The organism is Acaryochloris marina MBIC11017 (assembly GCF_000018105.1).
Classification (GTDB): Bacteria; Cyanobacteriota; Cyanobacteriia; order Thermosynechococcales; family Thermosynechococcaceae; genus Acaryochloris; species Acaryochloris marina.
The window spans coordinates 160,680-179,620 of sequence record NC_009927.1; the positions used below are offsets into that span (position 1 = coordinate 160,680).

The 18,941-nt window shown below is 44.5% G+C and carries 24 protein-coding genes and 1 pseudogene; 16 read left to right on the top strand and 9 right to left on the bottom strand.

Translation table 11 applies throughout. From position 1 onward, the window contains the following. Positions 1 to 102 precede the first annotated feature (102 nt). Genes AM1_RS31270 through AM1_RS39140 form a run of 3 tightly spaced genes read left to right on the top strand, consistent with a single transcriptional unit; the run spans position 103 to position 774 of the window. Positions 103 to 258, top strand: a complete 156-nt coding sequence (locus tag AM1_RS31270) for a ribbon-helix-helix domain-containing protein (protein ID WP_012167936.1) — start codon at positions 103 to 105, stop codon at positions 256 to 258. Positions 259 to 306: 48 nt separating this feature from the next. Next, a complete protein-coding gene (locus AM1_RS31275; protein WP_012167090.1) occupies positions 307 to 552 on the top strand; it encodes a hypothetical protein in 246 nt (81 codons plus the stop codon). 3 nt (positions 553 to 555) lie between these two features. Then, positions 556 to 774 (top strand): hypothetical protein, encoded by a 219-nt coding sequence (locus tag AM1_RS39140; protein ID WP_012167091.1) that lies wholly within the window; start codon positions 556 to 558, stop codon positions 772 to 774. Here the strand turns inward: AM1_RS39140 and AM1_RS31280 are convergent. Beyond that, on the bottom strand, positions 743 to 1,165 hold the full coding sequence (locus tag AM1_RS31280) for a hypothetical protein (protein ID WP_012167092.1): 423 nt from the start codon (positions 1,163 to 1,165) through the stop codon (positions 743 to 745). The two genes, AM1_RS39140 and AM1_RS31280, sit on opposite strands and share 32 nt — an antisense overlap. A gap of 109 nt (positions 1,166 to 1,274) precedes the next feature. Here AM1_RS31280 and AM1_RS31285 point away from each other — a divergent pair, with 109 nt between their 5' ends. From AM1_RS31285 to AM1_RS31305, 5 genes are all read left to right on the top strand, one after another. Further along, positions 1,275 to 2,603, top strand: coding sequence for a hypothetical protein (locus tag AM1_RS31285; protein ID WP_012167093.1), 1,329 nt, complete (start codon positions 1,275 to 1,277; stop codon positions 2,601 to 2,603). Positions 2,604 to 3,905: 1,302 nt separating this feature from the next. Further along, the gene (locus tag AM1_RS31290) at positions 3,906 to 4,448 is read left to right on the top strand and encodes an AAA family ATPase (protein WP_049783878.1); all 543 of its coding nucleotides are present in this window, start codon (positions 3,906 to 3,908) and stop codon (positions 4,446 to 4,448) included. A 7-nt stretch (positions 4,449 to 4,455) separates the two neighbouring features. Then, positions 4,456 to 5,064, top strand: a complete 609-nt coding sequence (locus tag AM1_RS31295; RefSeq protein ID WP_012167097.1) for a hypothetical protein — start codon at positions 4,456 to 4,458, stop codon at positions 5,062 to 5,064. Positions 5,065 to 5,066: 2 nt separating this feature from the next. Continuing rightward, the gene (locus AM1_RS31300; RefSeq protein WP_012167098.1) at positions 5,067 to 6,518 is read left to right on the top strand and encodes a vWA domain-containing protein; all 1,452 of its coding nucleotides are present in this window, start codon (positions 5,067 to 5,069) and stop codon (positions 6,516 to 6,518) included. A gap of 256 nt (positions 6,519 to 6,774) precedes the next feature. Continuing rightward, complete coding sequence (locus AM1_RS31305) at positions 6,775 to 7,194, top strand: hypothetical protein (protein ID WP_012167099.1); 420 nt, start codon at positions 6,775 to 6,777, stop codon at positions 7,192 to 7,194. 46 nt (positions 7,195 to 7,240) lie between these two features. Here AM1_RS31305 and AM1_RS31310 read toward each other — a convergent pair whose 3' ends face one another. Beyond that, a complete protein-coding gene (locus tag AM1_RS31310) occupies positions 7,241 to 9,742 on the bottom strand; it encodes a two-partner secretion domain-containing protein (protein WP_012167100.1) in 2,502 nt (833 codons plus the stop codon). Positions 9,743 to 9,985: 243 nt separating this feature from the next. Here AM1_RS31310 and AM1_RS37960 point away from each other — a divergent pair, with 243 nt between their 5' ends. Continuing rightward, positions 9,986 to 10,480: a GNAT family N-acetyltransferase gene (locus AM1_RS37960; protein ID WP_012167101.1), complete on the top strand. Its 495-nt coding sequence runs from the start codon at positions 9,986 to 9,988 to the stop codon at positions 10,478 to 10,480. A 334-nt stretch (positions 10,481 to 10,814) separates the two neighbouring features. On the opposite strand, the gene AM1_RS31320 is transcribed toward AM1_RS37960, so the two are convergent. The 3 genes from AM1_RS31320 to AM1_RS31330 form a co-directional block, all read right to left on the bottom strand. After that, positions 10,815 to 11,228: a hypothetical protein gene (locus AM1_RS31320; protein ID WP_012167103.1), complete on the bottom strand. Its 414-nt coding sequence runs from the start codon at positions 11,226 to 11,228 to the stop codon at positions 10,815 to 10,817. Next, positions 11,225 to 11,518, bottom strand: a complete 294-nt coding sequence (locus AM1_RS31325; RefSeq protein WP_012167104.1) for a hypothetical protein — start codon at positions 11,516 to 11,518, stop codon at positions 11,225 to 11,227. Before AM1_RS31325 ends, AM1_RS31320 begins: the two co-directional genes overlap by 4 nt. 135 nt (positions 11,519 to 11,653) lie before the next feature. After that, positions 11,654 to 11,875 carry a hypothetical protein gene (locus AM1_RS31330; protein WP_012167105.1) on the bottom strand — a complete coding sequence of 74 codons (222 nt, stop codon included), beginning with the start codon at positions 11,873 to 11,875 and terminating at the stop codon, positions 11,654 to 11,656. A gap of 190 nt (positions 11,876 to 12,065) precedes the next feature. Between AM1_RS31330 and AM1_RS31335 the strand changes: the two genes are divergently transcribed. The 4 genes from AM1_RS31335 to AM1_RS31350 all read left to right on the top strand — a co-directional run bounded on the left by AM1_RS31335 (position 12,066) and on the right by AM1_RS31350 (position 13,386). After that, positions 12,066 to 12,278 (top strand): hypothetical protein, encoded by a 213-nt coding sequence (locus AM1_RS31335; RefSeq protein ID WP_012167106.1) that lies wholly within the window; start codon positions 12,066 to 12,068, stop codon positions 12,276 to 12,278. A 56-nt stretch (positions 12,279 to 12,334) separates the two neighbouring features. Continuing rightward, positions 12,335 to 12,679, top strand: a complete 345-nt coding sequence (locus tag AM1_RS31340; RefSeq protein WP_012167107.1) for a DUF3768 domain-containing protein — start codon at positions 12,335 to 12,337, stop codon at positions 12,677 to 12,679. Between the two features lie 15 nt (positions 12,680 to 12,694). Further along, entirely contained in the window at positions 12,695 to 13,018 is a 324-nt protein-coding gene (locus AM1_RS31345; RefSeq protein ID WP_012167108.1) for a hypothetical protein, read from the top strand. Positions 13,019 to 13,119: 101 nt separating this feature from the next. After that, the gene (locus AM1_RS31350; RefSeq protein ID WP_012167109.1) at positions 13,120 to 13,386 is read left to right on the top strand and encodes a helix-turn-helix domain-containing protein; all 267 of its coding nucleotides are present in this window, start codon (positions 13,120 to 13,122) and stop codon (positions 13,384 to 13,386) included. A 6-nt stretch (positions 13,387 to 13,392) separates the two neighbouring features. Here the strand turns inward: AM1_RS31350 and AM1_RS31355 are convergent, their stop codons facing one another. Then, positions 13,393 to 14,193, bottom strand: a complete 801-nt coding sequence (locus tag AM1_RS31355; RefSeq protein ID WP_012161398.1) for an IS5 family transposase — start codon at positions 14,191 to 14,193, stop codon at positions 13,393 to 13,395. A gap of 79 nt (positions 14,194 to 14,272) precedes the next feature. Between AM1_RS31355 and AM1_RS31360 the strand changes: the two are divergent. Next, positions 14,273 to 15,235 (top strand): annotated as a pseudogene (locus tag AM1_RS31360) (RNA-guided endonuclease InsQ/TnpB family protein); the annotation flags it as partial. Between the two features lie 80 nt (positions 15,236 to 15,315). Here the strand turns inward: AM1_RS31360 and AM1_RS41575 are convergent. Then, the gene (locus AM1_RS41575) at positions 15,316 to 15,555 is read right to left on the bottom strand and encodes a hypothetical protein (protein WP_148216023.1); all 240 of its coding nucleotides are present in this window, start codon (positions 15,553 to 15,555) and stop codon (positions 15,316 to 15,318) included. Between the two features lie 268 nt (positions 15,556 to 15,823). On the opposite strand from AM1_RS41575, the gene AM1_RS31370 reads away from it, so the two are divergent. Next, complete coding sequence (locus AM1_RS31370) at positions 15,824 to 16,942, top strand: RRXRR domain-containing protein (RefSeq protein WP_238549354.1); 1,119 nt, start codon at positions 15,824 to 15,826, stop codon at positions 16,940 to 16,942. Here the strand turns inward: AM1_RS31370 and AM1_RS40255 are convergent. Beyond that, positions 16,928 to 17,113 carry a hypothetical protein gene (locus tag AM1_RS40255; protein WP_012167113.1) on the bottom strand — a complete coding sequence of 62 codons (186 nt, stop codon included), beginning with the start codon at positions 17,111 to 17,113 and terminating at the stop codon, positions 16,928 to 16,930. The two genes, AM1_RS31370 and AM1_RS40255, sit on opposite strands and share 15 nt — an antisense overlap. Before the next feature lie 70 nt (positions 17,114 to 17,183). On the opposite strand from AM1_RS40255, the gene AM1_RS31375 reads away from it, so the two are divergent. After that, entirely contained in the window at positions 17,184 to 17,795 is a 612-nt protein-coding gene (locus AM1_RS31375; RefSeq protein WP_012167114.1) for an HAD family hydrolase, read from the top strand. Between the two features lie 215 nt (positions 17,796 to 18,010). On the opposite strand, the gene AM1_RS31380 is transcribed toward AM1_RS31375, so the two are convergent. Beyond that, positions 18,011 to 18,490, bottom strand: coding sequence for a hypothetical protein (locus AM1_RS31380; protein WP_012167115.1), 480 nt, complete (start codon positions 18,488 to 18,490; stop codon positions 18,011 to 18,013). Positions 18,491 to 18,941 lie beyond the last annotated feature (451 nt).

Genomic DNA, 18,941 nt, shown 5'->3' on the forward strand with positions numbered 1-18,941 from the left:
TATTGCGTGTGTATAAAAAGTACACTATGATGCAAGTTGTCTAGCACTAATGCATCATAGATGTGTGGTGTTGGAATAGTTGCTATGACGAATAAATCACGAATGACGCGAATTAACATCACTGTCCCGGAAGATTTACTTGAAGAGTTCAAAGAATACTGTGACTCGCAAGTAAGATCTGTTTCTTCTCAAATTCAGTTTTTTATGAAACAGGCAGTTGAGTCTAATCAGAAACAGAAAGGGAATGAAAGTTCTTGATGCTGCTGAATAATCAATAAAAGCAACTATTACCAAGTGGTGAGATAAATGACCAACAGCAACCCCCAACGATGGACCGATGATCGGCTTGATGCCCTTGCAGCTTCTACTCAAAGCTTACTTGCTGCAACCCAGGCTAATACTAAAGCTATCGGGGAAAATTCTGAACTCATGCAGAAAGTGATTGAAGGTCAGCTAGCAATGCAGACTTTACATGGTCAATTGGCAGAGCAGACTTTGCAGCTCAAGCGGGCTGTTGACTACTTGCTGAGCAAAGATGGAGGGCAATCATGATCAATGGAATCTGAAGAGATTATCATCCGCTACTATCGCAATCCTATTCCTGTAATGGTCGATCCTGGTCAGAATCATCCACGACATGAGCATGATTTATTACTGGGTTGGATTTGTCAGGGTAAGGATAGAAGCCCCGTACTCAAGAACTTCCCTAATGCTGAAATAGTTGCTAAGGCTAAGTCTGAGGCTAAGCCTTATCTAACCCTAGTGAAGCAATAGTCTTCTTTATCCTGTCTTTTCCCGGTGCCCACTTATCCCCGGCAGTAATCCTCACCACTTCCCCCCAAGCTTTAAGCTGATTTGCCCTCGATAGTTTCACCAATGGCCGAGCAGCACTCTCAGACTGAGGCAGCACACTAAAATGCTCCTGCAAGAACAATACGAGTTCAGCCGCTTGAATACAGCGAAAAGCATGGATGTAGGTAACCCCAAGATTTTCTTCCACATACACCTTGAATCCCTTAGAGTCTGGTAAATACAGTTTCTTATCTTGAATCGTTTTCAAGGCCAACCCAGAAGACAACAGAGCATCAGATCCAGTATCAGGGGGTTCCAAAAATATTTCTTCCAGATCAGCCAAACTCTTATCCTGAAAATCTCGTAAATCCATCGCACCCAGAGTTTTAAGGTTTCAAAGCCAGATGAATTATAGCAAGCCCTCCATTGTCTGAAATCTTTACTAGGCAATATACAATCCATAGAGAAAGTGAGTTTTTCTCATGACTAAACTAATCAGTAAATTAGTCTCAGCCAAGACCTCAGACCCACAAGGCGACTTGTCAGCTAACTCCCAGATTGATACCGCTCCGCAACTCTCAGTTGAAGATATCTGGGATACCCTGGCAGACCGTGACCTGTATCGACTCTCAATCGAAATTGATTCAGGCTTAAGACTCTCAGCCCGTCTAGATGCCGAAGACTTGGGCTTAGATCCTCATGTTGTCGATGAGCTAGCGGGAGGCTACCGCAAAGCCTTCTCAGAGGCATTCACTAAGGCTCGAAATCAACTCTCTGGCCTACAGAAAAAGTTCAACAAGAAATTCACCATCTACGTGAAGCCCTTCCGGTTTATTGATGGAAGCATCATCAATGACGCCGTTGACTTTGCCCAGGAAATCAAGAAAGAAGCGGCATCCTTACGTCAAGGCTTAGTCGATACCTACACGGATCAGCTCAAAACCTTCTTAGTGGAGCTAGAGCAGAAACTCAATGAAACCATACCCGGAAAAAAGAAGCAGATTGAAAAAGCCCTGATTTACTATGCTGGAGAATTCCCCAGTATTGACGATTTCTCAGGTAGCCTCCAGGTGATTATCGATGGCCCGGTCCAGCTCACCTCCCTGAAAAATAAGCTCAAGGCCGATGCTGATTTGCAAGCTGAGTTAGCCAAAAAGAAACGGCTGACAGCTAAGCAAAAGAAAGAAGCTCAGGAGATTCAAGAGCGGATCAAAACCAGTCAGCTTATGCTCAATGGCATTGCTCAAGCAGTGCAACAGTCTCGTGTGGCTTGCCTGGATGAGGGCTGGGAACTGCTAGCTGACCTGATCGACCGCTTCGGTGCTAGCCCTGATGGGAAGCTCACAACCAAGGACCAGTCTGCGATTAACTCTACCTTTTCCCGACTGGAGCTACTAGAGAAGCACAACCCAGAGATATCAAAGCACTTGGCCGAGGCCCGGAAGCTGCATGAAGTGATGCAGGGCACTCCCACCCCAGAGCAGGCCCAGGATGCCTATGATAAATTCTCTGGATTCCTCGCCCAGCAATCCAAGTCAGCGAGTGGAGAAGGGGCTGAGAAACTTCAGAAATCCCTTCAGTTTACCAATGATTACAAAGCGTTGGTGACCAAGTTAGAGAAGCTGATCGAAACACCCGATGCCGAGACATTGGCCGAACTAGAGGCAGGGCAACTCGCCAATATTGAAACCACGCTCACCCGCCGAGTGACGAACCTCAAACGCCTCACCAAGAAAGCTCAAGAGTCAGCCAAATACGCCAACGAACAGGCAGTAGCCCATGGGGGAGTGGACCCCGTAGTAGGGTTTTAAAAGTTACTTCGCTTAAAGCATACCAATCTCTTCAAGCCTTGTGCGTATATAAGTCTTATCCGTAACCTTACAAAAATCATTTACCTTACAAAGGGTTTACTCCTGAGAGACTGTTTTAAGAATCTTTCGATAGTTTTATTATCGCTGGCTAAATTAGATTTTAATAATTTTGTTTAAAACTCATATCAGGAAAAATTATTTTTCTATATTCGATTTTTTTAAAAATATTTTGCATAGGAGCATTCCAATAGTAACAGAAAAATTTGCCCAGCAGGCAACAAATAATATCGTAAAAGCTAGTTGAAATAAACATTTCAAGACTTCTGTATTTTTTATGTCCTTACTCTTTGAATGGTAGCTTCTGAATAAGCTGTACTGTGCGATCTTTACCTGTAATTGAGATATTACAAGCCTGTAATTCCTTTCTCTTAAGGGTTCCAAGGTAGAAGCTCATAATTATCCTAATATTCTAAATGGGACAGTCCGACCTCTACTGGGTAAATTTTTCTGATGCTATTGGAAGGCCATAAGAATAGATAAATATTTAAATCAATCTCATACCTATGTTTATGATCCCCAATTGTTCAACTATTGCTTTACTCTCTGAATGGCCCATTATCCAATAAGATTTTGGCATTGGGGATCAAATCTAAAAAATCATTAAAAAATTCGCTTACCCTAAAAATGGTGGTGCTAAAGTATTCACAATTAAATAAACAAGTTCAGTTCCGGGACTAGAACTCACTATTGATATTGGAGGTGAGTTTAATGCTGAAAAAAAATTACTTCTGGGTGATATTAAAGGCAATTGTAAATATAATTCTTTATACAATAGAGAATTATATAAATGAACGTTGACTAGTATTTATCGTATTAAGGCTAGCTCTACAGAAGTTAGAGCTAATCAATCTCTTTGGTATATCTGGCAAGGGATTTAGTGATAAGGAGTAAAACGACATAAAAATTATCCCAAGCGAATTGAAGACATCTGAAGGTTCTGAAAATCAATCTCTTCAGATGTCTTCTGATAGCAAGAAGCAATTGTAAAAACTACTGATATATGGAAATATAAGACCCATTCTTACTTACCAAATCATTTAGTATAAGAGTATATTTTATATAAACAACTTTTGGTAATCAAAAATATCAATCGATAGATTTATCTTGTTGAAAAACCATAATATCAACTCTATAGATAGGATTTTCATGAGATTGATTTTATATTGAAGCTTGTTTTTTTAAGAGCTTACTAATATTGCCTAGGCTATACAAATTCTGTAGAGAAAACAAAAATCTAAGCTCATGACTGTACTTCAACTCAAGCTTCAGACGCTACGAAAAGAACTCAATGCCGCTCACCTAGAGCGCAAGTCTGTGATTGATGGCTTGCTGGCTACATTGTTGGCGAACCAAAACGCCTTGCTGTATGGGCCACCGGGAACGGGTAAAAGTTTGATACTTAGAGAGATTTGCTCTGCGATCGCAGATGCGAATTTCTTCCAGCGCTTGCTTCACAAAGCCATGTCTCCTGATGAAGTCTTAGGCCAAATCAGCCTTAAAGCATTGAAACAAGACATCATGAAGCGCAACACCAGCGGCAGACTTCAAGAGGCTCACTTGGCTTTTCTAGATGAAGTCTTTAGAGGCAATGGGGTATTGCTCAATAGCTTGCTGGAGCTGATGAACGAGCGCACCTACGACAACCCAGACAAACAGAAAAGCCCCCTTCGCTCGATAGTCGGTGCAACGAACTCGATTGACTCAGGGAGCGACCTAGAAGCGTTTGCCGACCGCTTTATTTACAGACCCTGGATTTTCGATCTAAAAAACCCCCAGCTCTACTAAGAAGCTGTTGGGTTGGACTATCAAAGGCAATCGGCCCCAGGTGAGTCAAGGTCTGATTTCATTAGCCGAACTCGATCAGATGTGCGCTGAGATTCAACAGGTGAAATTCACCGATGCCATGGTGGATGCTTTTACTGAGATTATCCATGCTCTGATCCGGGATGGCTTTGTGATTAGTGCCCGCCGCAGAGTAAAGTTGCTGCAGCTTGTTCAGTGTTACGCCTACATCCAAGGGGACGAGCAAGTATATCTAGAGCATTTGCATGAGTTATTACCTCAGTGCTGCTGGAAATCAAAGATTGAGGAAATTAGAGAAATCAAGAAGCTGATTGAAACCTCAGCACCCATCGCGAAAAAGAAATTAGCGGATATCGCTAAAGCTGCTCAGGGTGAAGTCTCAAGGCTGGAAGAGCAACTGAATAATCAAATGTTAGACCATACCCATCATGTCAATGCCGCTGATTTTGCCCGGACGCAACTTACCAACTTATCCAGCAGCTTAGACAAGGTTCAGGCCGACCTATGCCGCAATGGAGCCAGCCAGAAAGCCAAAGCTGAGACCGAACTAAAAGCCCAATCAGACCGAATCAATGAGCTAGTTGAAGGCTTGTATTAATCATGTACACCGAACTCAAGGCACAGGACCTAAACCCCATCACCACCGAAGTCAGCGAAACCTCTAAGCTGTTTTGGCAAGACTATCTCAACTCAAATCCTGCAATGGTGGAGGTGACCTCAGAGACCAATATCAAAACCCTCAATAGCTTTGCTCTAGAAGTCTTTCACCGTCTCTATTACTCCCCCGATCCTGAATGGTTACCGGAAAAGCCAGAACATCAATGGGCGCGAGTGTTGCACAACCAGCTTAGTGAGTCTGAAGAATTCCAAAATCTAACCCTGACATGTGCGGGTGATCCATTGGGGGCAGCAATCGCCGCGCAATCCATGATCACCAATCTGTACCGACAGCTTGAAGAGGCCAGCGACGAACAGGAAATTGATGAACTGGATACCCTGAGAGCGCAGGCCCGACAAGCGAAGCGGGATGGTAGGGAGGATTTGTTTCAGCAGCTTCAAGCCCAAGGGCAGGCCATGTCCCAAGCAGCCCAAGCCTTTGCCCAAAAGCTGGAAGAGAAGGAAGGCGAAGGCATCGGCGAGAGTGTTGAGGATGCCGAGGGAGAAGTACAGGAGAAAAAAGACGAGCTAGAAGCATTGGGAATGAGCTGGGGGAATGAGTCGGGTGACCGCAATCCCACTCCCACCGGAGAGAAACTAAAGCTTGCGGCTTTGATTGAACAGCGGCCACAACTCAAAAAGATACTAGCCCTCGCTGGAAATGCCTTGGAGACAGCCAACCGCAAACGCCGACAACACCAGACTGAGACGGGATATGGTGAACTAGTGGGGATTACCACGGGGAATGATGTCTCACAGATTTTGCCTCAAGAGTTGGCAAGGCTTTCAGATTCCAGACAGAAACTGAGTTTTTATCGAGACTTTCTAGAAGGTCAGTTGTTTCAGAATGACTTACAGGCCCCAGAGGAGAAGGGCAAAGGTCCGATGGTGATTTGCCTGGATTGCTCTGGATCGATGGTTAAGGGCAACCGCTTTCTCTGGTCGAAAGCCCTGATCGTTGCGTTGGTGAAGTTGGCCAACGAGCAAGAACGGGTGGTTTCGCTGGTATTGTTTGAGTCTATTTGTTACGACCCTATCTATTTCCATCCCAGAGAAGATATTGACCAGCTGATCCGATTGCTGGTCACGAGTCCCACGGATGGGGGAACCGAGTTTCAAAGACCACTGGAACAGGCCAGAGACATCATTGAGCAAGACGAGGACTACAGCGAAGCCGATATTGTCTTTATCACGGATGGGATTGCGCCATTGAGTTCTGTGTTCTTGCAAGAGTATTCAGATTCCCTAGAAAAATTGAAAACAGATCTCTTTTTATTAGAGATTGAGCCAAAGCAGGGATGGTCAAACGAACTCAGGACGTTGGCGAGTCAGTCATGGGTAATTGATGCGAATGGCAATTTTGAGGAGTTAGGGGCTGTATTTACGGCTTGTTAGTTGGTAAAAAACACGGAGACAAAATCAATAATGCACACTAGCAAAAACTTATCAATTTCGTCGTCAATGATTAGTAATTGCTAGTATCCGACCCTTGTAATCGAATATCAAGGAATTTATACTGATTCTATAAGCAAGGTTCCCAATTACCCGAAATTGGCGAGAAGGCATCTCGATAAACGCCCGACCCCGTGATCGTTAGATCGGGCCGGAATGCGGATCCACCGCAACACTACACCAATGGAGCATTTAGACAATGAAACTATCCGAAATCAAGGAAGCTGTTATCGTTGCCTTTGCAAAACAGCACCAAATTTCTGTAACCACCACCGCAGAACTCAAGCAGGCTGCCAAACAGCTTTGGCCTGAGCAGACCTACAACTTCCGAAAAGCTCAAACCTGGCTTAACTTCGCTGAACCGTTGGGAGTGGACATCGGGGATTATTCCGCACCTACCCCGAGGCATGATCGAAAACTCAGCGATATTAAAGCCGAGGTTTGCAAGCACTACGAGGTTAAAGATACCCCGGCACTTAAGGCCAAGTTGAAAAGCTGGGGAATCGCTTATGACAAACTCAGCACCCGAAAGGCTTGGGAGGAGCTGCTTGCGGGTTGCAAAGCTAGTCAGAAAGGCCAGTTGATTGAGCTAATCGATCCTTTGGGTGTGGCAGCGTAAAACTCGACTTATCTATTCCCCTGACTGTAACGGTTAGGGGGTGGATTTAGCACGTAGCAACGGGTTGGCCAGAATTATACGCTATAAGCTCTGAGGCATTTGCACTTAAAAAAATGTTCCCCTTCTTATCACGAATCCATCCTTGTGCTTCGACGATAGTAGGTGGGGACGCTGAGTTGGAAGATAGATTATTGTTCTCTACCCCCGAGGATCCGGGTTTCACAGGTAACTTAGAAGAAGGCGATTTTTGCTTCAATAATTGAGGTTGTCGTAAGTCTTGCCAAACAGAGGGTGGTGTTTGTAAGTGGTGAGGGCCTAATGGAATACCACCGCGTCCAATATCCACAAAAGTGCTGTTCCCTAAAGTTTGACCTGGACGACACTTTGTAGTGATGGTTTTAGGAACAACGATTGTTTCGGGGAGTTTTTTCAAGCCATCAGGGAATAAAATTGCTACAAAACCGTTGATTTGAGGTTCATTCTGAGAAAAAGAAACAATATCGCTGAAATTAGTTAACTGGCCACTTGCTCGAAAACCAAACAGTTCCTTGGCGGTAATGATAATCTGACCACCTTTGCCCACTGAAGAGCTAGCAAAGATATCACTATTTTCAGAGGGAATCGCCACAATTTTACTAGCAGTAATCTTGATGTTTCCTCCATCATTAATTCCTCTTCCTTCTGCAGTTATTAAGCTGTTGTTGCGCATCAGTAAATAATTTCTAATTTGCAAATCAATATCACCACCTTTTCCAGCACTGGATGTTGCCGAAATATTCCCTTGATTTTTTAGCAAAATTTGATCTGCGTTGATATGCAAAGTCCCTGCGTTGCCTATTTCATCGTTTCTAACTGTAATTTCTGCACCATCGCTTACTCTTAGAGCTTTGGTTTGGATCGAAACACTCCCCGCTTCTCCTGTGGGGATGGGAGAAACTTGAAACCCACTTTGCAATTCGGGGCTTAACTGAATTGTGGACGAACTAATCAAGCTGGGATCCTGGCTTCCTTGATCTACTCCACTAACTATAATTTCATCCACAGCAGTGATAATGACGTCTCCAGCGTTACCGCCAGCGAAAGTAGCAGCATCCACCCGAGCCCCATCTTTGATTAACAAGCGCTTTGTCTGAATGAATAAATCACCTGCGTTACCACTCGCTAAACTAGAAGAAGATAATGCATTGTTAGCACCAACAAGCACGATTCCATCTGAAGCCGAAACCTTTATATTGCCTCCTTGACCAGCGGCTAATGTGGCTGATGTAACTAATCCGCCATCCTTTACCCTGAGATGCTTTGTTGTGATAATTATGTCCCCTGCATTTCCTACCCCAAAGGTGCTTGTACTGATGAAGCTCAATAAATTTGGATCAAATGATGTTCCAATTACATCAATAAACTCAGTAGCATTAATGACTAGGGTTCCTCCTGAGCCAAAACCTAGGGTATTAGCAGAAATAAGTCCCCCTTCTTTTAGTATCAGATGGGGAGTAGACAGATAAATATCACTTCCGCTTCCTGTCTCTAGAGACGTAGTAATTAAACCACTACTAGTACCAGTGGTTAGATTCGTACCAATGAGCTTGATAGAATCAGCAGCCTTAATCACCAAACGTCTTCCAGTCTGATTTCCTAGATTGCCAATTCGTATAACAGAACCATCGGTTATGGAAACTTGACCACCCTGTACCTGAATAAAACCAGTAGGTCCTCCCTCCATACCAGTGCCATCAACTAAAGCAAGCTCAGAAAGGTGAATATCACCAAATCTTTGGACATTTTGGTAATCGAAGGTCCATCCCAATGGAGAAGGAGATATACCTACATAACCAGATTTCACTCCGCCTAATTGTATGCTCCCGCCGGGTGCTGTAAGTATACTGCCCCTCAAATCAAGATTTGTCCCTAGCAAAGCCAGTGTTTTGTTAGGTTTAACAGTCAAATCAAACTCTTGGCTACCTGTACGTCCTGAAAAAGTAACGAAAGGGTTCGTCGATGTCAATTGAAATCTTGGACCTTTCGCAATAATATCGGCAGATCTTGAGTTGAACTGCAATCCTAGTGGCACGCCGATAGTTAAATTAGGAAGATTTTGAGGATTTTCTGCACTAAACTCAATATCTTGATCAAAGATCAGGCTGCTGGCTGTAGTTCCTATGAAAGAGCCATTGAGGTCTAGCTTTGAATGCGGGCCAAAAAATATCCCCGATGGATTCATCAAGAACAAGTCAGCATCACCCAAAACTCCCAAAGTACCAAAGATATTGGAGCGATTGCCTCCAGTGACTCGAGTCAGAATAAGGTTGATATTACTGGGGTTATTGAAATAAACTTCCTGACCAGTTCCAACACTTAATTCTTTAAGGCTATGGAACAGTGTACTTCCCCTTGAAGCACCACCTTTGATTAAAATTCGGTTATTCTGTAGCTCAACGACTGAATTTTCTCTCAATAATGTCTGATCAGAAGTGACTTGAGCTAATCCTGATTTAAACAATAAACTCCAGATTGATAAAACACTAATCAACAGGACTGATTTGTTCATTCTCATCCACATCACAGTCAGTGATTTCTATGGTTGCTGTTTCAAAAAAAAATCGCGCAGATCCCTAGGAAAGTTGTCAGAGTAAAAATGTTATTTTGCTTGAATTCTTACAAAAATTAATCTTTTCCTGGTTAAATTTTTGTGGTTACGGAGACAATACTCCTATTACTAGGTCTAGGTAGGGTAGACACTGAATAATGGTTGTGAAGCAATACCAGAATCGAGATCGCAACCCCACCCACCATGATCACCTTCACCTGGACAACCGCAGATCATATCCTCCAACTTCGCCACCAAGTTTTGCGGCCAGGATTACCCATCGCTGAGGTCATTTTCCCAGAAGACCAAGACCAGGAAACCCGTCATTATGGAGCATTCAGCCAGCAGGGAGAAGTTATCTGCTGCGTCACCCTCATTCCCTCAACCTGGCATGGTGAACTTGCGTGGCGACTCAGGGCAATGGCGACAGCTCCAGGCTGGAGAAATCAGGGGATTGGCACAGGACTGATCCGATACTTGCTTGAGGATTTACAAGAGTCCAATCAAGCAAGGCCGATTTGGTCTAACGCTAGGGTCAGCTCTGCAAGGTTTTACCGGGAGCTAGGTTGGCGGGAAGTCTCCGAGCAGTTTGAGAATGGCAATGCGGGTCTATCGGTGACGATGCTAAAAGAAGAGAAGACGCTCGCCGCAGGGCATGTTCCGGGGGCTGGTGTTGTGTCGAAGATTAGCTTGAGATGATGCGGAAGTGGGCACCCCCGAAACGAGCAAGAGTGTAGCGTACCTCAGATCGGCAAGGTCGCCATCGCAAAGCCATGGCTTTTCTCTGCTCCCTGCCTTTACTTGGGGATGCTGCATTGTCGGAATTTTGCGGGATGGGTGCGGGTTTTGGGATTGGTATCAGGAGTGAGATCGCAAAGCAATCCGTGACCTTTCTTCCTGGGTCAATTAATCACTCATCTGCTAATTTTCAAAATCCATACAGACTTTATATTGTCTAGGCAATACAGAAACCACAGAGAATATGAAAATTTGGGTATGAGTTCCATCGGCTAATTTCACGTACCAGTCCCGATCAGAGGTTGCTCGGTTGAACTGCTCGAATACGAATCTCTCGGATCCAAACCTTCGTGAATTGTCCTAACCCTTTCCCCGGACTCATAAGCTGTTCAACTCCCTCACCGAGTTGGGTGATAATACCTTGCCGCCATCGGTCCCAATCAACTTGAGCAGGGAAATCTAGGTCTTCACAATATTCTGTCCAGCTCGATTGCTGGAACTCTGAAGCAAGCACAGAGGCTTCTATCTCTCTGACCTGGATTAGATGGATATCAATCAGCTCTTGGATAAATTGAGGATGCACGACCGGAGGCTCGTCACCATCGACCACCGGAAACTCATAAAAGAGCTGTAATTCCTCCACAGAATTCTTTTTGGCTAATCTTAGGAGTTCTAATTGTTGATGAGTCAAGGATGGAATCTGAGTCATGATTGACCGTTTTGCAACAGTTGCTCAATTCGATCCAAGCGTGTATTAACTCCTTCAAATTGAGAATTCATATCTTTGCGTAATAGCTCAATCTCAATCCTGTTATCAGCAATTTTGTCAATCAATCTGCTTTCGCTGGTAGGGACAATAGCGGCAACGCTGGTATTGATCAGGAAAAACAGACCACCGATCAGAAGACCAATCACAGCTAAAACAGGAAGCAAGTCTTTGGATAAGTCCACCAAAGAAGAGAAGCGGGTTGGGGTAGTGTCCTGGTTGTCTGAGGTCATCTCAATCCACTGAAATTACATATCAACGGAATTTTAAGTTGTCTAGTGTCTAAATTATAACATAAATCGAACGTATACATTCATTTATAATGATAATTACTTCGGCAAGAGCCACTGAAAAAGACGATGTTTAAGTTATTCCTTATCATTCTTGGGCCAATCAATAGAATCATCAGCAATTGCAGCGTTAACAATCGCTGATCGTAGCCATTGTGGCCTATTGTTCATCTGCCGAACGATTTTATCCAGACTGGCGGGTAAGCGAACACTCAAAGGCGTGTCTGCTAATAGCTCATTAGAGTCTGGAGCTGTTTTGCCAATGGTCAAGTTCTTCAAGCTATTTTTATTGACTGCCATGGATAGAGCTAACTAATCAACGACTTCAAGAATAGCACAGCAAATCGAATGTATACATATATAATAAAATCCTCTTGGTTGAATGTATACGTTCGATTAATGCTATAATACTTTCATGAAAACAAAGGCACCGCCCCCGACTACCAATCTGAAGCGATGCCCGAGTTAAAAACCACAAAGGAAGTTAACTATGTTCAATTTAACTGATGTTGAAACCCCCATCCTTCGCTTTGGTACTGAGTTTATCGATCCAAACCTATTGGTTGCAGTCGAAGTCTACGAGGACACCCTAGGCGACGGTGAAGCCAGTCAGCCCGCAACAGGGACTAAAGCCCACACTGGCTACATAGATGGCGTTTGCGTGGCCTACCGCTCAGACGGCACCCCGGTAAGCATTGAATAACGTCTTTGGGGCACCTCTGCCCCTACTCATTTCAGGAAAATTCAGAGGACTAAGACATGGAAATTATTCAATCCACACCTCAAACCACTATCGCTAAGCTAAACGACCGTTTTCGCCAAGGCGATCACTCCCTCGGTAAAATCTGCACGACCCAAGCCGTTAACAGTCTTCCCTCAGCCGATCAGCAAGAACTCTTTCGCCTACTCCGCACCTTCAATGACTTCACTCCAGGTAATGACCCTTATGGAGAGCATGACTTTGGAAGTATTGAATTTCAGGGTGAGACCTACTTTTTTAAGATCGACTACTACGACAAATCATTGAGATACGGCACTGAAGACCCCAGTGATCCAGCAAAGACGACCCGAGTTTTAACCCTGATGCATTCAAGGGAGTACTAGAGAATCCTGCAGCCTATGCCCTGTCTTAAATCAGGGCATTTCCAAACCAATATTGGTACAATGATATTAACTAGGGAAAAAGAAATGACAACGACATCCCCGGATAGATTAGATCGCATTGAATCTCTTCTCAGTACTCTTGGAGAGGACATGCAAACTGTGAAAGCTGATATCTCCACAGTCAAAGAAGATATTAGTGAACTAAAAGAGCAAACCACCAAAACTAACGAAAAGGTGGAAACTTATCAGAAAGCTAGTCAACAGGTTGTGAATCTTGCTTTTGGTCTTATTGTCACTGCTGCTCTTGCGATTATTCTCCCAGTGGTCACAAATCACTAGTCTTTCACCGAAAATTTTAGGGTCTGAAGCCCCGTACTTCAGGACGGTATTGTCTTTGTTTCTCAAAGGTACTAGCCGACACAAACTAGTACAATTGAACTATGAAGCTGCGTTATCGCTATCGAGTTTATCCAACACCAGTTCAAGCCAATCGACTGGCCCAGATGTTTGGTTGCACTCGCGTAGTCTGGAACGATGCTCTTACCTTTTGCCAACAACAGTATGCACAAGGAGGTAAATACCCTGGCTCTACAGCCCTAATGAAACAGTGTATTACCAAAGCCAAGCAAACCGAAGAACGAAGCTGGTTGTCGTCAGTATCTGTCGTTCCATTACAGCAATCTGTCAGAGACTTAGAGGCTGTTTGAGAAGTTTTAGTGCTCCTGCGCTAGCCTTCGAACCATGAGTCGAATCATCGCCACATAAACAAGCGCTTCAGCCGTCCTAGTCAGCACCTCATAATCTTTATTAAGACGTCGAGACCACAACAACCATCCAAACGTCCGCTCTACAATCCATCGTTTGGGAATAACCTGAAACCCCGCTAGATTATCTGAGCGTTTGACTACTTCCAAGACATATTGAAAACGGTCCATTACCCACTTCATCAAAGCTTGTCCTTGATAGCCTGCATCAGCCCATATCCGAACTAGACGGGACAAACTCGCACCTTGGCGTTGAGCTTTCCAAAACAGTATTTTGGCCCCTCGTTGGTCAGAGATATTTGCAGCGGTGACCATCACCATCAGAACCAGCCCCAAAGTATCAACGAGCACATGACGTTTACGACCTTTGACCATTTTCCCACCATCAAACCCAATCAAGTGACACCGAGGATTGCCGACTTTGACCGATTGAGCATCGCAGATAGCGGCACTGGGACTGGGATGACGGTCTTCACTCACCCGCACTTGCATGCGTAGATGTTCATTGATTTGACTCCAAGTCCCATCATCGCGCCACCTTCGAAAATAGCTATAGACCGTTGACCAACAGGGAAAATCATGAGGTAGTTGTCTCCACTGACAACCTGTAACCACGAGATAAAAAATGGCATTGAGAACACTGAGCATATCAGTGGTGCGAGGTCTACCTCCAGGTTTAGCAGCAGGAATCAAAGGCTCAAGTAATTCCCATTGCAGGGTGGTGAGGTCGCTATCATATGCTGTAGGCATTGCTCTCTAGGTCCTGTCCAGTGTTTGTGTATTGACAGATTAGTACCTTGAGAGCTTTACTCACTTCTCAAACAGCCTCTTAGACGTTGCTTTCCGCAACTTCTTCAGCTCTGTATCAGGTAAACGCAAAGGTCCAAAAGTGCGGATGCCCCGGTTTAAGAAACGGCATTCAACCCAGACAGCTCGGTTTACCCTAAGGGGGTTTTCAGTGGGCACGAAGCTGTATCTAGCTAAGATTGGCTCCATTAAAGTTCAGTGGTCTAGGGCATTACCCTCAGAGCCATCCTCAGTAACCATTATCAAAGACCCATCAGGCCGATACTTCGCTAGCTTTGTTGTCGAAAAAGAGCCAGAGTTATTGCTCTGGAATGATACATCCATCGGCATTGATTTAGGGATAACCACCTTTGCCACCCTCAGCACAGGCCAGAAAATAGAAGCTCCTAAGCCATTAAAGCGATATCTCAAAAAACTAGCCCGCTTACAAAAGACCTTGAGCCGCTGTGAAAAAGGGTCAAATCGCAGGCAGGCTGCAAAACTCAAGGTCGCACAACTCCATAATCGGATTAAAGATATTCGAACCGATTTTCTGCACAAACTCAGCACTCAGTTGATCATCGAGAACCAAGAGATCAATCTAGAAGACTTGAATGTGTCAGGGATGCTCAAGAATCGCAGATTGTCTAAAGCGATCAGTGATTTAGGATGGCGACAATTTAGAACCATGCTGGAAGCTAAAGCCATCATGTATGGTCGTGATGTCAACATCATCAGTTGCTGGGAACCCACCAGCCAAACCTGCTCATGCTGTGGGCATCGAGAAGGACGTAAACAGTTGGGGATTAGAGAGTGGCAATGTCTCAATTGTGGCGTTTTCCACGATAGGGATATTAATGCTGCATTGAATATCAAAGCCGCCGGGGGGCACTCGGAGGCGATAAACGGATGTCGGAGAGAGTGTAAGTCTGAAGTCAATTCAGCCGTTCTCAGTGATGCGTCAACTCGTCTAGTAGATAAGCAGTTAGAACTGTTTGCTAGCTAGGGAATCCTCGTGCCTTTAGGCCGAGGAGGATGTCAAAGCTCTATTTTAGAGAGACAGTAAGCAATCAAATCTTTACCCAATCACCCTATAACATCAGGGAACAATCCAGGATTCGAAATGATCAAGATGGCATTTTTAGGAATGGTGGCGATCAACTGATCACGGAGCTTACCCATGATTCGGCAACGGGAGCCTATGCAGGGATATTTAATGTTGGCCTTGAACTGAGATAAAGTCTCATCTGGTAAAAGGCCAGGGTTATCCTGCCTGACATTGAGAGAATGGTTCCCGGATGAAGTAAAGTGCATCTCGTCCGTCATGAACCCCTCCCTACCCTCCGGGGTTGAGGAAGGGGCTTGATTGGTCTCAGCCGATCACTAAGTCGTGACTAGACCATGAGCTGAATACAGGTACGTAGGTCCGGGCGTTTCCCAAACTCGGACACTCTGCAAGCCTTCTGAGAAAAGGCGTAGCGTAACGGCTAGAAATCCTGGATTCAGTGGTCTTAGGGACATACAACTCATTAGAGGATTATCTCCAACAATGATTTTAAGAGTGCCAGTCATATCACCAGAGGGTCAGCCTCTAATGCCCACCAAACCTAGCCGTGCCCGTCGCATGGTCAGAGATGGTAAAGCTGTCGGCAAATGGAATGATGCTGGAGTCTATTACATCCAGCTCACAGCAGATCCATCAGACACCCAGACGCAACCCATTCATTTAGGTTGTGATCCTGGCAAGTCCTATTCAGGTATCGCTGTTCAATCTGCTCATTTCACCCTATATACCGCTCACCTTGTTCTACCTTTCCAGCGGATTAAAGAACGCTTGGGAGCTGCCGTCATCAAGAACGGCAAAGTTATCAAAAATGTTCGGGGTAGGGCATTACAACGTCGAGTCAGGCGAGGACGGCGCATCAACCGCAAGGTGCCGTTTCACTTAAGAGCACATCGTCAGAAGCGATTTAACAATCGTCGCCAACCCAAGCTTCCTCCATCAATTAAAGCCTCAAGGCAGATGGAGCTTCGAGTGATCAAGGAACTGTCAAAGATTTTCCCCATCACTTCGATTGTCTATGAAGTCGTCAAGGCTGATGTAGACAGAACATCAGGTCGCAAAGGTGCTAAATCAGGGAAAGGCTTCTCCCCCGTTATGACTGCACAATATTGGGCGATGGAACAACTAGAAGCCATTGCTCCAGTCATAAAACGTCATGGCTGGCAAAAGGATGGCAACGGCACTAGCCAGATCCGTAAGCACTTGGGCCTAATCAAATGTAAAGACAAGAAAGCTCAGGCACCTGAGGCCCATGCTGTCGATGGCATTGCCTTGGCTGCAAGTCAGTTTACTCGATATCAAGCTAGTCAATCTGACTCCATGGATTGGGTTGGTTCTATAGATGTTACGCCTTGTCAATTCAGGGTGATTACCCGTCCTGCCTATTTCAGGAGAGCGCTGCACTTTGATAATCCCGGCAAAGGGGGGACTCATAAGCGAAAGGGCGGTACTGTTACCCCCTGGGTCTTTCGCTCTGGAGATTTAGTGGTGGGCGAAAAAGCGGGCAAGGTATTCCGTGGATGGGTTGGCGGCTATACAAAAAAAGCTAAATCCGTATCCCTCTATGACCATAACTGGCGACGAATCGGGAAGTTTGTTGTTTCTAAATGCACACTACTTCGGAGGTCAAATAAGTTATGCGTAGCCTAGAAGATTGCCAGCCTTCGTCTGGCCGCTATCCCCCTCCGTCTTGCTTCGCTGAAGACGGAGATCCACGCGGTTTTGTTGGGTCGATGCTGAACACAATTTACGCCAAAGCATCGGCAAGTAACTTTTGGCCTCACTCGGCCAGCGCTGGGTGAGGCCTATCGCCAGTTTCAAATCTGAATCGCTCGTGAATTTTCTGATACCGACACATTCTCTTTAATCTCAATAACAGAAGGTTTTTATCATGGCTAACAACCTGCTCATCATTGACCCGGCAGAACTTCAGCCAGTCAACCACCTCAGGCCTCGACAAGCCTTGCTAGCAGCTTTAAGGACAACGCACAAGGCAGGCTGGCACCTGGCAATGATTTCAGATCAATCCAAAATCGCAAAAGGAGAGCGCAGCTTAACCGAAGTTCTAGATTGCCATCAAGCCGCAATGAATCGATATGACCAATTAATTGGCGTAAGTATGTTCACGACAAACCAGGGCAGTGAAATGGTTGTAACACGGTGTCAAATCCCTGATATCGGCATATTCAATACTCAATCGACCTTAACTCAGAAGATTGCAAAGTCCTTTGATGCAACAATCACAGGCGATTGGTTTTTACCGCCAAACCCCGGCTTGCTAATGGCTTGCATGGCGTTACACAGTTCCACATTTGAGACGACTGTAATGGTCGGCACTGGCAGATTTGATGCCTTGGCTGTTCGCAACGGTCTGTTGTTAATGCATCCTGAAACCTTCGAACAGAAAGGGGTCACTGTGGGGCACTCCGCTCATTCAGTACAACAAACAACCCTGCAGATAAGGGACATGTTAGGGCAGAACTATTCTCTAACCGAAAACTAGTCATCGTAATAGCTCTATCGCCCTGGTTGTTACCCCAGAGTTTTAAGCCAGGGCTTCATTCAATTTTTTAAACCTCAGTAATCTTTTCACCAGCAATTTTGTTGAGGATATATATTGATAGGAATTGGGAGTGGGCTATTTATTCTAGCTGTAAAATCGCTTTCCTTGGGTATTTTCCTAAGAAAAAAGTCAATAGAAAACTAAATATTCTATTTCTATCCCTTTGGTTTTCCTAAGTCAGTTTGTTTAATTGGAGGCTTAGTAGCTGATGAAACAAAAAAATAACCTGTAACAGCGGTAACAATTGGCGTTAAGAATGTATAAAGCCTATTAGATGTTGAATCCACCATGGCATTTGCCTTTTCATTCAATTGAATTTCTTGTTGATGAACTAAACTGATTGTTCCATCTTCTTCTAGCTGAGGTTTGAGAGAAGATATTTCATTAGCAAACTTCCTAGAAGCCTCAAAATGTGACCATGCTAACATTCCTAGAAGACACCAAAGACTAAGAGCTAATATTCCTGATCCCCATAATTTCACATTCGATCTAAATTCTTCAGGTTTATAAAAGTTCTCCATCCAGTTTCTATAAAATTCCAAAGAATTTTCCAAAATATTTTGATCTTCTAAAGTTGAAGCATCGTCAGTATTTATAGAATTTTTTTTATGGCCGCTTAAATCTTCTTGACTCATGTATTCTTACCTGAATTGTAAATAATTAAATAAGTGTAATTACCTGAATTGACTTGGGTCACACTATCAGAAATCAACCAAGGCTGACAAGAATTAGTGTTTGATTATTTACAATTTGGACTTATCTCTAATCAACTACCTGGTAAGAGAAGAAAAAAACGCTCGCCACTGGGCAGGTTCCGGGGGCTTGTGTTGGATCGAGGATTAGTCTGAGATGATGCGAGAGTTGCCCCCGAAACGAACAAGAGTGTAGCGTACTTCAGATCGGCAAGGTCGCTCTCACAAAGCCATGGCTTTGCTCCACTCACTGCCTTTATTTGGGGATGCTGCATTAGACCTCTTGCATAATTCCACTACCGATATGGAAAAGGACTAAAAATCCAAGCCAGATCGCGGTATTTTTTGCGTAACTAGCACATCATGAAACGAATATTGCAAGAGGCCTATTATC

Coding starts and splice junctions, on each gene's coding strand:
- AM1_RS31270 (WP_012167936.1), top strand. CDS start 103: ATGACGCGAATTAACATCACTGTCCCGGAAGATTTACTTGAAGAGTTC.
- AM1_RS31375 (WP_012167114.1), top strand. CDS start 17,184: ATGGCTAACAACCTGCTCATCATTGACCCGGCAGAACTTCAGCCAGTC.
- AM1_RS31310 (WP_012167100.1), bottom strand. CDS start 9,742: ATGAACAAATCAGTCCTGTTGATTAGTGTTTTATCAATCTGGAGTTTA.
- AM1_RS31320 (WP_012167103.1), bottom strand. CDS start 11,228: ATGACTCAGATTCCATCCTTGACTCATCAACAATTAGAACTCCTAAGA.
- AM1_RS31280 (WP_012167092.1), bottom strand. CDS start 1,165: ATGGATTTACGAGATTTTCAGGATAAGAGTTTGGCTGATCTGGAAGAA.
- AM1_RS39140 (WP_012167091.1), top strand. CDS start 556: ATGGAATCTGAAGAGATTATCATCCGCTACTATCGCAATCCTATTCCT.
- AM1_RS41575 (WP_148216023.1), bottom strand. CDS start 15,555: ATGACGGACGAGATGCACTTTACTTCATCCGGGAACCATTCTCTCAAT.
- AM1_RS31330 (WP_012167105.1), bottom strand. CDS start 11,875: ATGGCAGTCAATAAAAATAGCTTGAAGAACTTGACCATTGGCAAAACA.
- AM1_RS31305 (WP_012167099.1), top strand. CDS start 6,775: ATGAAACTATCCGAAATCAAGGAAGCTGTTATCGTTGCCTTTGCAAAA.
- AM1_RS31325 (WP_012167104.1), bottom strand. CDS start 11,518: ATGACCTCAGACAACCAGGACACTACCCCAACCCGCTTCTCTTCTTTG.
- AM1_RS31275 (WP_012167090.1), top strand. CDS start 307: ATGACCAACAGCAACCCCCAACGATGGACCGATGATCGGCTTGATGCC.
- AM1_RS37960 (WP_012167101.1), top strand. CDS start 9,986: ATGATCACCTTCACCTGGACAACCGCAGATCATATCCTCCAACTTCGC.
- AM1_RS31355 (WP_012161398.1), bottom strand. CDS start 14,193: ATGCCTACAGCATATGATAGCGACCTCACCACCCTGCAATGGGAATTA.
- AM1_RS31350 (WP_012167109.1), top strand. CDS start 13,120: ATGAAGCTGCGTTATCGCTATCGAGTTTATCCAACACCAGTTCAAGCC.
- AM1_RS31340 (WP_012167107.1), top strand. CDS start 12,335: ATGGAAATTATTCAATCCACACCTCAAACCACTATCGCTAAGCTAAAC.
- AM1_RS31380 (WP_012167115.1), bottom strand. CDS start 18,490: ATGAGTCAAGAAGATTTAAGCGGCCATAAAAAAAATTCTATAAATACT.
- AM1_RS31300 (WP_012167098.1), top strand. CDS start 5,067: ATGTACACCGAACTCAAGGCACAGGACCTAAACCCCATCACCACCGAA.
- AM1_RS31285 (WP_012167093.1), top strand. CDS start 1,275: ATGACTAAACTAATCAGTAAATTAGTCTCAGCCAAGACCTCAGACCCA.
- AM1_RS31335 (WP_012167106.1), top strand. CDS start 12,066: ATGTTCAATTTAACTGATGTTGAAACCCCCATCCTTCGCTTTGGTACT.
- AM1_RS31290 (WP_049783878.1), top strand. CDS start 3,906: ATGACTGTACTTCAACTCAAGCTTCAGACGCTACGAAAAGAACTCAAT.
- AM1_RS31345 (WP_012167108.1), top strand. CDS start 12,695: ATGCCCTGTCTTAAATCAGGGCATTTCCAAACCAATATTGGTACAATG.
- AM1_RS31370 (WP_238549354.1), top strand. CDS start 15,824: ATGCCCACCAAACCTAGCCGTGCCCGTCGCATGGTCAGAGATGGTAAA.